Raw genomic sequence first — 12328 nt, forward strand, 5'->3', positions numbered from 1 at the left:
TCAGGGTTACGATAACGGTACAGCAGCTAAACGGTGTGGCTGGATTTTCTCACTGACCACCCGTCTATCCCCATCGTAAGAAGCAGTTCGCGTAGCCAGGTATTGGCTGGGTCCGTTGAGCGGTTGCTCAGCCAGTAAAGATTCAGCCTAACCTCGGGAAGCCAGAAAGGTACCTCCAGCAGGCAGTTCTCCAGGTAGCTGTTGATCGAAAGCGCGAGGCTGCGCGGCATCGTCAGCAGCAACTCGCTTTGAGTCACTAGCCGTGATGCGGCTTCATAACTCTGGCAGCGCATCATGACCTGCCGCTCGATCCCTTGCTGCGCCAGAGCGAAGTCCTCCAGAACCATGCCCGTGCGTCTCGAAGAGACCGTGACATGCTTCGCCTGCACATAAGTGGAGGTATCCAGCACACAGGGCCGCCGGCTTACCACCACCCAATCATCCTGCGCAAGCGGAGCATATGCCAACCCCTCCGCAGCAGGCTGCGTGACATCAATGGCGCAATCGATACGTCCTGCTGCCAAATCCGAGCGCAACGTGGAGCGGTTGATTCTTACGCTATCAATTCTCACATCAGGCAACTGGTGGTGTATGAGAGCCTGCAGTCGCAGCAGCAAGACCGGTTCCAATTCATCAGGCATGGCCAGCGTAATGCGGCGGATATCGCGATGTGGGTTGAAGCTTTCACTGCGGGTTATTGCGCGCTCCAGATGGCAGAGCCCCTGCTGGATATCTGGCCAGATGCGGTACGCCAGCGGAGTTGGAACTACGCCTTGCGCCTCGCGCGTGAACAAGGGGTCACCCAGATGACCACGCATGCGGCGTAGGGCATGGCTGACCGCGGACGGGCTGATACATAGACGCTCAGCAGCCCGCGTCAAATTCCGCTCCTGGTAGATCACAGAGAATATCTGCAGGAGGTTCAGATCCAGCCGGGCTAGCGCGTAGGAGTTGTGATTACTGTTCATAACACATGATGAATATTTATCGATTCGTTCATGTTACTGCAGCCTCTATCCTCGTGATACCTCATTCAGGAGCCGTACCATGGACTTCGAGTTCAGCCCGCGCGCGCAGGACTATCTCAAGCGCGTCAAAGCCTTCATTCGCACCGAGATCGAACCTGTCGAACCTGCTTTCTGGACCGAGGTAATGACCTCCTGCCAAAGTCCAGATTGGAAGACGTGGACCGTGCCGGTCGTTCTTGACGAGCTCAAGCGTAAAGCCCGTGAGCAGGGACTCTGGAATCTCTTCCTGCCGGACCCTGTGCTCGGGGCAGGTCTCGGCGCTCAGGAATATGCACCCATTGCAGAGGAAACGGGTCGCAGTCTCTTGGCGGCAACCGTGTTTAATTGCAATGCGCCTGACTCCGGCAACATGGAAGTACTTTGGCGCTATGGCTCCGAGGAGCAGCAGGAAAAATGGCTGAAGCCTCTCCTCGCCGGTGAAATTCGCTCTGTATTTTGCATGACTGAGCCGGACGTGGCGTCTTCCGATGCCACGAATATGCAAGCGACTGCCATTATCGAGGGAGACGAGATTGTCCTTAATGGTGATAAATGGTGGTCCAGCGGAATCGGCGACCCCCATGCCAAGATCGCCATCTTCATGGCGCACACCCCGGACGGCTCCAAGGATCGCCACCATCAACACTCCATGGTCTTGGTTCCTCTGGATACACCGGGTGTAACGATCGAGCGGATGCTCCCGGTGTTCGGCGAATTCGACGCCCCCCACGGCCATGGCCAGGTCAGTTTCAACAATGTCCGTGTTCCGGTCAGTCACTTCATCAGTGGCCCAGGCATGGGGTTCGAAATAGCTCAAGGCCGCTTGGGGCCAGGCCGTATTCATCACTGCATGCGCTGCATCGGTGCAGCGGAAAAAGCCTTGGATCTCACTATTCAGCGCGGGATGAGCCGCACTGCCTTTGGTAAGCCGATCCTCAATCTGGGCGGTAACCGCGAGCGGATTGCTGAAGCGCGGATTGCCATCGACCAAGCGCGTCTACTCACACTGTACGCCGCCTGGAAGATGGACAAAGTTGGCGCCATGGGCGCCATGTCGGAAATATCAGCAATCAAAGTGGCGGCACCGAACATGCTGCAACAGGTGGTCGACATGGCTATTCAACTGCATGGGGGCGCCGGACTCACACGCGATCTTCCCCTAACAGGGTTCTTTATCCAGGCGCGCAGCCTTCGTCTTGCCGATGGGCCGGATGAGGTTCACAAAGGCGTTATCACACGTATCGAACTCATGAAGCGCGGCTTCATGGATAAGAAGTGAGGCTCTCTCAATGCGTGACTGCCTTGTTGCTTCGGGAGTAGGCAAATGAGTGTGATCGATAAAGGCGGCGCCGTTCGGCGTGGTGAAGAGTTAGACATTGGCACCGTCGATCGCTGGTTGAAAGAGATGGTGCCGGATCTGCAAGGCACTGCAGAAGTCACCCAGTATTCTGGTGGTGCCTCTAACTGGACTTATCGACTCTTGTACTCGAACAGAGACTTCATTTTGCGACGTCCGCCCGCCGGCACCAAGGCGGCATCCGCACACGACATGATGCGCGAATACAACATCCAGCGACTGCTGAAAGAGGCCTTCCCGGTTGTGCCAACCATGGTTGCCGCCTGTCAGGACTCGTCTGTGCTTGGCTGTGACTTCTACGTAATGGAGCGTCTTGAAGGCATCATTCCGCGGGCCAACCTACCCCGCGAACTCAATCTGGACGCACCGCATGTCCGCAAGCTTTGCCTGAACATGCTCGACACGCTGGTCGCCCTCCATAAGGTTGACTACCAAACAGCGGGGTTGGCGGGTATCGGTAAGGGGGCTGGCTATTGCGTGCGCCAGGTAGAGGGCTGGGATGATCGTTATGAGAAGGCACGTACTTGGAATGTGCCGAGCTATCGAAAAGTACGCCGTTGGCTCAAAGCCAATACTCCGGCCGATAGTCGGACCTGCGTCATCCACAATGACTGGCGATTTGACAATCTTGTTCTCGCTCCGCAAGAGCCATCCCAAATCATCGGCGTGTTGGACTGGGAGTTAGCCACGCTGGGTGACCCTCTAATGGATCTGGGGTGCATGCTTGCCTACTGGGTACAAGCGGACGACAACGCTCTAATGCGGGCCTCACGTCGGCAACCCACTCACCTGCCCGGCATGCTGACGCGCCGAGAGGTTGTGGACTATTACCTGAGACGTTCGGGGCTTTCCTGTGAAAACTGGGCCTTCTACGAGGTCTTTGGGCTCTTCCGCCTGGCCTGCATCGCACAGCAGATCTACTACCGCTATCACCATGGACAGACCCGAAACCCCAATTTCAAGAACTACTGGGTACTGGTCAATTATTTTGACTGGCGTTGCCGCAGCATCATTCGCCATGCAGGTTTTTGAGCCTCCACTTTCCAAGAGATAATGACAATGAATGCCAACGCCAAAACCGTCGTTATAACTGGCGCCAGCTCCGGTCTTGGAGCAGGCATGGCCAGGGGATTTGCCGAGCTCGGGTATAACCTTGCACTGTGTGCGAGACGAAGCGATCGGCTCGAAGCCCTCAAACAGGAGTTGACCTCCCGCTTTGGCATCAGGGTCGAGTTACTGTGCTTGGACGTAAACAACCACGCAGAAGTGTTTTGTGTCTTTCGAGAGTTTCAGCGACTCTTTGGTCGAATTGATCGTATCGTTGTAAATGCCGGCGTCGGCGAAGGTCGCCGCATTGGCTCTGGGCATTTCGACATTAATCGTCGTACGGCCGAGACCAACTTCATCGCGGCGCTCGCCCAATGTGAGGCGGCCGTCGAAATTTTTCGAGAACAGAATTCCGGCCACCTGGTCACCATTTCCTCCATGAGTGCGGTTAGAGGCCTCCCCAAGCATCTGACCGCCTATGCCGCCAGTAAGGCTGCTCTTGCTCATCTAACCGAAGGTATTCGTGCGGAGCTGCTTTCAACACCTATTCGAGTCAGCACGATTTACCCTGGTTATATCCGCACAGAACTCAATGCTGGTGCCAAGAAACTCCCCTTCGAAGTCAGTGAAGAAACTGGATGCCGAGCTTTGGTAGCGGCTATTGAGCGAAAGCCAACGACGGCTTATGTCCCGGCATGGCCCTGGAGGTTCTTTGCGTTTTGTATGCGGGTCATGCCACTGCGCTGGATCGTGAGGTTCAACTGATGTGTAGCAACCCTCAGTCGGCGACGTCTGCGAAGCCCCATCACGTCTCCTCTTCGCGCGCGGTATAAAAAACTGCATTAGTTGGGACCAAATGCACCGCGTGCACTTGGTCTACCACCTGCCCTGACCACGTCACAACCATCTCAAGCGTTGCCTTGGCGGGTAGCGAATCGCACCTGAGTATTACGTCGTTCACGCTCACCTTAGCTTTACTGTCGAGGGTGAAGACCAGGGTTTCCTCAGCCGCTCGACATGGCGTTATGGCCGCCCCCGAAGCGTGATTGCGATGGCGAATTCAGCCAGCTTGCCGAAAGGTGCTCTGAGCAGGCCAGGTAGGCTCCAGCGACCCTGAACGAATACTCCCTTGGCATGGCTCATGGAGCGAAAACCCTCGATGCCGTGGTAGGCCCCCATACCGCTCGGCCCTACGCCGCCGAATGGCAGATCATCCACGGCAACGTGCAGCAGAGTGTTGTTGATGCCGACATTCCCGGATGTGGTGCGCTTGAGCACAGCTTCGCTATCGGCATCCATATTGCCGAAGTAGTAAAGCGCGAGTGGGCGCGGCCTGGCGTTGATGTAGTCGATTACTTCGTCGAGAGAGCGGTAGGTACGCACCGGTAGCAGTGGGCCAAAGATTTCTTCCTGCATGACCAATGCATCGTCTTCGGCTCCCACGATCAACACCGGAGCCAATGTCCGCGGTCGCTCTGCCGCACGCTCTGGGGTCACTCCTACCTCGATCACGTCTGCTCCCTTGGCGCGTGCGTCTTCGATGAGCGTATGCAACCGCATGTAATGCCTGTCACTGATGATCGAGGTGTAGTCGGGACTGGTTGGACCTTGCGGATAAGCACGGGCAACAGCGTCGCGGTACTGGGTGATGAACTCGCCCAGGTCGTCTTCATGAACCAGGGCGTAGTCCGGCGCAACGCAGGTCTGGCCAGCATTGGATAATTTGCCGAAGACGATGCTCTCCAATGTGCTGCGCCCTGCATGGCCTGGCGCCACGACCACGGGACTCTTGCCACCCAGTTCAAGGGTCAGCGGTACCAGATTGTCACTGGCGGCGCGCATTACCATTCGGCCTACCTGAGTGCTTCCGGTGAACAGCAGGTGATCGAACGGAAGGCTGCTGAAATAGGCACCTGTCTCAGGGCCGCCGAGTACCACTGCTACCTCATCGGCAGAAAAACAGCTCGCCAGCATGCGCTGAATCAGTTCGCTGGTGCGGGGCGTAAGCTCGGAGGGTTTGATCATCACCCGGTTGCCAGCCGCGAGCGCAGTCGCCAATGGGATGAGGGTTAGGGAGAACGGGTAGTTCCAAGGCGCCATGACTCCGATCACACCTTTGGGCTGGTACTCCACATAGGCGCGGCCGGCGCGATGAAACGCCGCGACGTGACGACGTTCGGGCTTCATGAAACGGCGCAGGTGTCGCAACAGGTAGTCAATGGACTGCACTACGCCCAGCAGCTCCATGATGTCGGTCTCATGCCTGGAGCGATTGCCGAAATCAGTACTGATCGCATCCTCCACTTCACGCCTGTGAGCGAGAACCACCGCGCGCAATTTGACCAGGTTGGCCCTGCGCCGCTTGAGGCTGGGTGGCCCGTCGTTAAGAAATGCCCTTCTTTGTTGGTCGAGCGTATTTGCGGTGTCAATAACTGGGGAGTGCTCTACAGCGATGGTCATCTTGCGTCTCCCAGGCCGTTGTAATGCGAAGACTTTTCTATCCATCTCCGATACTGGCGAGTGCGAAAGGCCATTGAGAGCTGTTGCAGGATCAGCGCGCGCAACGGTGAAACGCTCGGATCGGGCTTTTTAGCCCGACTGAGTTTGCGTAGCTGAAACTTCACGACTGCCATGTTTGCCAAGGATGCGATGGCTTTATTTTTCCAGGTAATCGGCGGCAATTGCGGGGCATTGTCTTTGCCCTGCAGCCAGTCACGAGGCAAGTGCGGATCGATGGCTAACGCCGTTCCGATGCCCACCATGTCCACGCCACTCTGCACGACGCTTTCGGCCACCGGGCGGCGACGTATACCGCCGGTGACCATCACCGGCATTTTGGCGACCGTTTGGATATCACGGGCGAACTCGACGAAATAGGCTTCGCGAGCCAGGGTGCGGCCATCGCGCGCCTCACCCTGCATGGCGGGCGCTTCGTAACTACCGCCGGATAATTCCACCAGATCCACACCGAGACCGTTAAGCAGCTCAACTACCTTTTTCGCATCATCGGCGGTGAACCCTCCACGCTGGAAATCGGCGGAGTTGAGTTTGACCGCTACTGCAAATTCCACCGAAACCACAGCCCTGACCGCCTTGACGATTTCGAGCAGCAGCCGCGCGCGGTTTTCCAGGGAACCGCCCCACTCGTCCGTCCTTTGATTGGTCAGCGGCGAAAGGAACTGGCTCAACAAATAGCCATGGGCTGCGTGGATTTCCACGCCGGTGAACCCGGCTTGCTCGCCCAGGCGTGCGGTGTTCGCAAAGCGCTGAATGACCTCTTCAATCACGCCAGGGGTCATCGCGTGAGGCGTAGCGAAACGCTTGGACAGTTTTCCCAGATCCAGCGGCACCGCTGACGGCGCCCAGGTTTTTTGCCCAAGGTTGGCCTGCATTTGCCGACCTGGGTGATTGATCTGCAACCAGATCTGCGCACCGCCGGACCGACCAATACGCGCCCAACGCTTGAACTTGTCCAGTTGCTGATCGTCCTGCAACACCACCCCACCCGGTCCGGTCATGGCACGGCCGTCGACCATTACGTTGCCGGTGATGATCAGGCCGGCACCACCGTCGGCCCACGCTTGATAGAGACGCATCAGTTCTTCGGATGGTGCCTGATCGGCGTCCGCCATGTTTTCTTCCATGGCAGCTTTGGCGATTCGGTTCTTGATGGTCGAACCGTTGGGAAGCATCAGGGTGTCGAACACATTCATGGAGCAGTCCTCAACTGGATATGAGGCTACCTTAAGTTTGAAGTCGACTTTAAGGTCAATACCTTTTTCAAGGTCAGTCGATGTTCATCGCGCCAGACCTTGGCAAGTGCGTCACCAGATCGGCGCCCAACAACCGAGCAGGCGTGTAGGCGCCGCCAGCCGGGCGCATCTGTAGCAGGTAGTCGAGCACGGCCAAGGCAGCGTCGACCGTCAGGCTGTAGACGTTCGCGGTGTGCACGCGTGCGACTTTGCAGTCGCCGCGAGCATTACGAGCCTCACCCCACACATAGGTGCCTTGATCGGCACGCTTTTCCTGATCCGGGCCGACCACGGTCTTGCCGATGCGCGCCTTGAGCAGCTTCTGCACGAAGGACAGACCCAGCAGCGGACGAATGAAATTGGCGAACCTGGCGCCGCGAATCATGCCCGCAGAGCCCGGTATGAACACTTCGATATTGGCAATGCCGGTGGTGTGCCAAGCCGTGGAAACGTCGCCCCAGGGAATGGTCATCGCCAGTTTCTCTCCAGCGCCGAAGTCGATACGACGCACCCGATACGCCAGCGGTACCGAGACAATCTTGCCATTACGACGAACCTTGCCGCCCTGCGCCATGCCTTCGATTGAAGTCTTGGCAGTGCCGGGTGAAAAGCTCGAGCGCGAATCAAACCCCAGCGCCAGATGCGTTGCATCCGGCAGTGCGTTTTTCAATGCCGCGGCGACGCAGTCAGTCGGCACCACATCAAAGCCGACCCCGGGGCAAATGACCACGCCCGCCGCACGCGCACGTTCATTCAGGGACTGGGCGTGTTCGAATACGGCAATCTCGCCGGTGATGTCCAGGTAGTGCGCATTGGCGCGCAAGCAGGCTTCCATCATCGGGGCGGCGGTCGCCGAAAACGGCCCTGCGCAATGCAGAACCAAGCCATGACCTTTGATCTGAGCAAGCAACCGCACTTCATCCTCCAATCCGAACACCCGGGCTTCAAGGCCCAGCTCCCGGGCCAGCGCCTCGACTTTGTCTCGGCTACGTCCCGCCAGCACAGGCTTGAGTCCACGCTTTACCGCATCGCGAACGATCAACTCGCCGGTGTAGCCGTTGGCCCCATAGATCATCCATTTCATCTGCGTATCTAGGTTGTCTTGCTGACTCATGCATTGCTCCTGAATGGATTGATGACGTGCGTTATTGCCTTGCCCAATCAGCGTCAGACGCTAGCGTTAAAGTCAGGTTGAGGGTCAAGCAGAAGTGAGCAACTACCGGCAGAAATTATTTGCAGCTGCGGGGATTGACCTTAAAGCGAGGTTTAAGGTGAGCATGCACTGACCTGCATGATTGATGGAACCCGGATGATGCTGAAGACCCTTGTTTCTTATGCGCTGGTATTGATAGGTGGTGCTTTCATGACTTTTGCAAATGCTGAGACGACTGCTGCCAAGGATCGCCAGATACTGGTGATCCTGACCAATCACGCCAGCTATCCCTCACGAACCGATACCACGGGGTTGTGGCTGACCGAGCTGACGCATTTCACCGATGTGGTGGAAGCGGCCGGCTACACGACAGTTTTTGCCAGCCCCAAAGGTGGCGCCGTGCCTCTGGATGAGCGGAGTCTCGGTTGGTTGTATATGGACAAGGCGGCGCGTGAGCATTTGCAGTCCCCTGCCTTTCGCGCTCGCCTGCAAAACACCCTGCCGATCGCCGATGTCGATCCGTCCCGGTTCAGCGTCATCTATTTCACCGGGGGCCACGGCGTCATGTGGGACTTCCCCAATAATCCCGACCTGCGGCGTGTCGCCGAAACCATCTACAACCAGGGCGGCATCGTTTCGGCCGTCTGCCATGGCGTAGCGGGTTTGCTGGATCTGAAGGATGAACAAGGCCAGTTGATCATCAAAGGCAAGAACATCACCGGATTCTCTGATCGCGAAGAGCTGTTTTCAGGCATGAAAAGTCAGGTGCCCTTCTTCCTTGAGGACAAGCTGGTAAGCCAGGGTGCGCGTTACCGCAAAGGCTGGCTGCCGTTCACTTCATTTGCCATCACCGATGGAAGGCTCGTGACAGGTCAGAACCCTCAATCGCCCAAGGCTGTGGCTGAAGCCGTGATGGCTGTGCTCTCCGCCGGCAACGTAGCCCGCTGAACCCTCAAGTAGATACCACCACCCGGAGAAAGACCGATTGAAACTCGCAAGCGCCGTTTTAACAGGATTGCTGTTCAGCTCTATTGCCAGCCATGCGTTGGCGGGGACGCCTGAAATGCCTAGCCCGACTGATACAAATACAATCGATATCGCAGGTCACCAAGTGCCCGTCGTCAAGGGCGGCCTGTACGACCGTTTTCGCTCGAACCCTCCCTTGTCAGTGATTGCAGGAGAACTGACGGGCGTCGATTTGAGCTGGTTCAAAGGATTGGAAAAGCAAAAGGTCGACATTGGCTTTGAGTCGTACTCCCCAAACTTTTACTACCAGAACAGTCGCGTAACGGCTGTCTATACGGCCGACCTGGACGCACTCCGGGCACTGATGCCACCCGAAGTACTGGCAGCCGTGCAGCCCCTGCAAGTCTGGCCAGGCCGTGGCTTGATCGCGTTTACCGCATACACTTATGAACATTGCGATAACGACGCCTATAACGAAGTTGCCGTATCAATCATCACCAATAAGCCAGGCAAAGCCAATCTGGGTCCATTCACACTGATTGGCCAGTCAATGTCTGGTGATTTCTGGGGCTATGTACTTAAGCTGCCGGTCAATACAGAGCTTGCACGGGTACGCGGTGTCGTCGGTTACAACCTGCCGAAATGGCTGACTGGAATTGACCGCAAAGAGGATGCCCAGTCTGTGGTCTATGACATCACCGACAGCCAGACCGGAAAAGTGGATGTGTCCTTCAAAGCGAAGAAACTCGACAACCTCTCTCGCGATGTCGATATCGTCACCAGCAGCTTCACCAACCTCGATCACCAGGGGCAACTGGCCTATGGGTATGCGGTTTCCCGCCAGCTCAGCCACGGATCCAGCCGGGACGCGGATTCGGCCACCCTCACGCTGGGCGACGGCAGCCTGTCGAACTACATCCGCGCCCTGAAGCTGGGGAAAATGATGAAGTACGAATATGTCCCTGAGTTCCAGAGCGCGCTCTATGCGCCAAAACCACTCGCCAGCCTGGTTGGCGAGCGCTGAAATCTTTTACGCCTGTCAGGCCCCGGAAGCCTGACGGGCGTTTTTTCTCGTGGAAGACGTTGCCGCACGCTTGCCTGAAGCATGGACAACCCCTTCTTCGCGCAGACGATTTATCAGCAATTGCGCATTGTCCGCACACGCCATGCCCTCGGGCTTACCCTCGATGCCCTTGATGACTAGCAGAAGTTGCGCTTTGTTCTGGGCCAGCCGTTGCTGCAGAACTCCGATTTCCTCAACCTTTTGCTTGAGTCCACTGAGCAACTCATCGTGCTGCCAGCCGCTGGTATTCATCGGCATCAATTGCCGGATTTCCTCCAATGAGAAACCTGCCGCCTGTGCGCCGGTGATGAGCTCCAGAACCCATTCGGTATCAGGCGCATAGTCCCGGTAGCCATTGGCCTTGCGCTCGACGGAGCTAATCAAGCCACTGGCCTCATAGAATCGGATGCGTGACGGTGCCAGTCCGCTGATTTTCGCCAGTTCTCCTATTCTCATACCTCACCCTGAAAAATCTATTGACCTTAAAGTTGACTTTAAACCTAAAGTCATCGGGCGGCCAAGCAAAACGTGTGGCTTGGTCGTCATGGAATTCATGGGGAAGCGGAGACTAATCCAGCATCACGCCCCCTGAACTGCCTAACGGAAGGGCTGCACTCTGTTCACTCAAGGCCATGATCGGAACACGATTCGATGAAGGCCTTCACTTCATTCAGGAGATACGAACATGGGGTATGTCACTACGCGAGATGGTGTTGAAATCTTCTATAAGGACTGGGGACCACGCGATGCCCAGGTCATCTTTTTTCATCACGGCTGGCCACTTAGCGCGGACGATTGGGACGCGCAAATGCTCTTTTTCCTGGCCAACGGTTTCCGGGTCGTAGCACACGACCGACGTGGTCACGGGCGATCCAGTCAGGTCTGGGATGGACACGACATGGATCACTATGCCGACGACGTCGCGGCCGTGGTTAATCACCTCGGCGTGCAAGGCGCTGTCCATGTCGGTCATTCCACCGGCGGCGGTGAAGTCATCCATTACATCGCGCGCCACGGCGAAGACCGAGTGTCGAAAGCAGCCATCATCAGCGCTGTGCCACCACTGATGGTCCAGACCCCGAGCAATCCTGGGGGCCTGCCAAAGTCAGTTTTCGACGACTTGCAGGCACAACTGAAGGCCAACCGCGCTCAGTTCTACCACGACGTTCCAGCAGGACCTTTCTACGGCTATAACCGCCCGGGTGCAAAACCGTCCGAGGGCATCGTCTGGAACTGGTGGCGACAAGGCATGATGGGATGTGCAAAGGCACACTATGACGGGATCGTGGCGTTTTCTCAGACCGACTTCACCGAAGATTTGAAGAGCATCAAGATCCCCGTCCTGGTGATGCATGGTGATGATGACCAGATCGTCCCTTATGAAAATGCCGGGGTTCTGTCAGCCAAACTTCTGCAAAACAGTACGCTGAAAATCTACCCGGGCTTCCCGCACGGAATGCCTACAACCAACGCCGATACGATTAACGCTGATCTGCTAGCGTTCGTGCGGAGCTAAAAAATTGGGGCGGGTAAAAATCCCGCCCTTTCCCCTTCAAGGCTACTAGATCGAAGTTCGGATTCAGCAATGTGGACTCGATACTGCGCTAACTGATTGCCTGCTTTTGGCTGTGGATTCAACCGGTCGATGCAACACAACTAAATTCTGTGTAAGCAGAAGGAGTGTTGCAAATGAAGCAGAGACCCTCTTGTGGAGAGTGCACCGACAGCAAGGAGCTTGGTAAAGCACCTCGATCAGGCATGGCTACTAACGCCGTGGAACTCTTAACGTCCGCCCGCTGTAAAGAGCCCCATGACAGATTCAGTAATGGGCGTTGGTAAAATTATTCAATCAATTCGTAGTGGAAATACTCTGGGTCAGGTCGATTAGTACCGATAGGTTGCCTGCACTGAAATTCCATTCGCACTATTGTCGTATTTGGCGCGGTATTCCGGTTGAAGACCGGAGTTGTTCGACTGCTTTAC

The 12328-nt window shown here is 56.6% G+C and carries 11 protein-coding genes; 6 read left to right on the plus strand and 5 right to left on the minus strand.

Features of this window, described 5'->3' with window-relative positions; genetic code table 11:
* Positions 1–26: 26 nt before the first annotated feature.
* Positions 27–968 carry a LysR family transcriptional regulator gene (locus tag PMI31_RS16710; protein WP_008019339.1) on the minus strand — a complete coding sequence of 314 codons (942 nt, stop codon included), beginning with the start codon at positions 966–968 and terminating at the stop codon, positions 27–29.
* Between the two features lie 79 nt (positions 969–1047).
* Between PMI31_RS16710 and PMI31_RS16715 the strand changes: the two genes are divergently transcribed.
* Genes PMI31_RS16715 through PMI31_RS16725 form a run of 3 tightly spaced genes read left to right on the plus strand, consistent with a single transcriptional unit; the run spans position 1048 to position 4176 of the window.
* Positions 1048–2286 (plus strand): acyl-CoA dehydrogenase family protein, encoded by a 1239-nt coding sequence (locus PMI31_RS16715; protein WP_008019340.1) that lies wholly within the window; start codon positions 1048–1050, stop codon positions 2284–2286.
* Between the two features lie 45 nt (positions 2287–2331).
* Positions 2332–3396 (plus strand): phosphotransferase family protein, encoded by a 1065-nt coding sequence (locus PMI31_RS16720; RefSeq protein ID WP_008019341.1) that lies wholly within the window; start codon positions 2332–2334, stop codon positions 3394–3396.
* Between the two features lie 27 nt (positions 3397–3423).
* Positions 3424–4176: an SDR family oxidoreductase gene (locus PMI31_RS16725; protein ID WP_043302431.1), complete on the plus strand. Its 753-nt coding sequence runs from the start codon at positions 3424–3426 to the stop codon at positions 4174–4176.
* A gap of 258 nt (positions 4177–4434) precedes the next feature.
* Here the strand turns inward: PMI31_RS16725 and PMI31_RS16730 are convergent, their stop codons facing one another.
* From PMI31_RS16730 to PMI31_RS16740, 3 genes are all read right to left on the minus strand, one after another.
* On the minus strand, positions 4435–5871 hold the full coding sequence (locus tag PMI31_RS16730; RefSeq protein WP_008019344.1) for a coniferyl aldehyde dehydrogenase: 1437 nt from the start codon (positions 5869–5871) through the stop codon (positions 4435–4437).
* Entirely contained in the window at positions 5868–7124 is a 1257-nt protein-coding gene (locus tag PMI31_RS16735; protein ID WP_008019345.1) for an NADH:flavin oxidoreductase/NADH oxidase family protein, read from the minus strand. The genes PMI31_RS16730 and PMI31_RS16735 overlap by 4 nt, the downstream gene beginning before the upstream one ends.
* A gap of 73 nt (positions 7125–7197) precedes the next feature.
* On the minus strand, positions 7198–8277 hold the full coding sequence (locus tag PMI31_RS16740; RefSeq protein WP_008019347.1) for a saccharopine dehydrogenase family protein: 1080 nt from the start codon (positions 8275–8277) through the stop codon (positions 7198–7200).
* A 195-nt stretch (positions 8278–8472) separates the two neighbouring features.
* Here PMI31_RS16740 and PMI31_RS16745 point away from each other — a divergent pair, with 195 nt between their 5' ends.
* Positions 8473–9264 carry a type 1 glutamine amidotransferase domain-containing protein gene (locus PMI31_RS16745; protein ID WP_043302432.1) on the plus strand — a complete coding sequence of 264 codons (792 nt, stop codon included), beginning with the start codon at positions 8473–8475 and terminating at the stop codon, positions 9262–9264.
* A gap of 115 nt (positions 9265–9379) precedes the next feature.
* The gene (locus PMI31_RS16750; RefSeq protein ID WP_043302437.1) at positions 9380–10306 is read left to right on the plus strand and encodes a hypothetical protein; all 927 of its coding nucleotides are present in this window, start codon (positions 9380–9382) and stop codon (positions 10304–10306) included.
* A 15-nt stretch (positions 10307–10321) separates the two neighbouring features.
* Here the strand turns inward: PMI31_RS16750 and PMI31_RS16755 are convergent, their stop codons facing one another.
* Positions 10322–10801 carry a MerR family transcriptional regulator gene (locus tag PMI31_RS16755; protein ID WP_008019350.1) on the minus strand — a complete coding sequence of 160 codons (480 nt, stop codon included), beginning with the start codon at positions 10799–10801 and terminating at the stop codon, positions 10322–10324.
* A 229-nt stretch (positions 10802–11030) separates the two neighbouring features.
* Between PMI31_RS16755 and PMI31_RS16760 the strand changes: the two genes are divergently transcribed.
* Entirely contained in the window at positions 11031–11861 is an 831-nt protein-coding gene (locus tag PMI31_RS16760; RefSeq protein ID WP_008019352.1) for an alpha/beta fold hydrolase, read from the plus strand.
* The last annotated feature ends 467 nt before the right edge of the window (positions 11862–12328 follow it).

The sequence above is a fragment of the Pseudomonas sp. GM55 genome (assembly GCF_000282395.1).
GTDB classification, from domain to species: domain Bacteria; phylum Pseudomonadota; class Gammaproteobacteria; order Pseudomonadales; family Pseudomonadaceae; genus Aquipseudomonas; species Aquipseudomonas fluorescens_CC.

Coding starts and splice junctions, on each gene's coding strand:
- PMI31_RS16715 (WP_008019340.1), top strand. CDS start 1,048: ATGGACTTCGAGTTCAGCCCGCGCGCGCAGGACTATCTCAAGCGCGTC.
- PMI31_RS16760 (WP_008019352.1), top strand. CDS start 11,031: ATGGGGTATGTCACTACGCGAGATGGTGTTGAAATCTTCTATAAGGAC.
- PMI31_RS16745 (WP_043302432.1), top strand. CDS start 8,473: ATGATGCTGAAGACCCTTGTTTCTTATGCGCTGGTATTGATAGGTGGT.
- PMI31_RS16750 (WP_043302437.1), top strand. CDS start 9,380: ATGCCTAGCCCGACTGATACAAATACAATCGATATCGCAGGTCACCAA.
- PMI31_RS16735 (WP_008019345.1), bottom strand. CDS start 7,124: ATGAATGTGTTCGACACCCTGATGCTTCCCAACGGTTCGACCATCAAG.
- PMI31_RS16720 (WP_008019341.1), top strand. CDS start 2,332: ATGAGTGTGATCGATAAAGGCGGCGCCGTTCGGCGTGGTGAAGAGTTA.
- PMI31_RS16710 (WP_008019339.1), bottom strand. CDS start 968: ATGAACAGTAATCACAACTCCTACGCGCTAGCCCGGCTGGATCTGAAC.
- PMI31_RS16730 (WP_008019344.1), bottom strand. CDS start 5,871: ATGACCATCGCTGTAGAGCACTCCCCAGTTATTGACACCGCAAATACG.
- PMI31_RS16725 (WP_043302431.1), top strand. CDS start 3,424: ATGAATGCCAACGCCAAAACCGTCGTTATAACTGGCGCCAGCTCCGGT.
- PMI31_RS16740 (WP_008019347.1), bottom strand. CDS start 8,277: ATGAGTCAGCAAGACAACCTAGATACGCAGATGAAATGGATGATCTAT.
- PMI31_RS16755 (WP_008019350.1), bottom strand. CDS start 10,801: ATGAGAATAGGAGAACTGGCGAAAATCAGCGGACTGGCACCGTCACGC.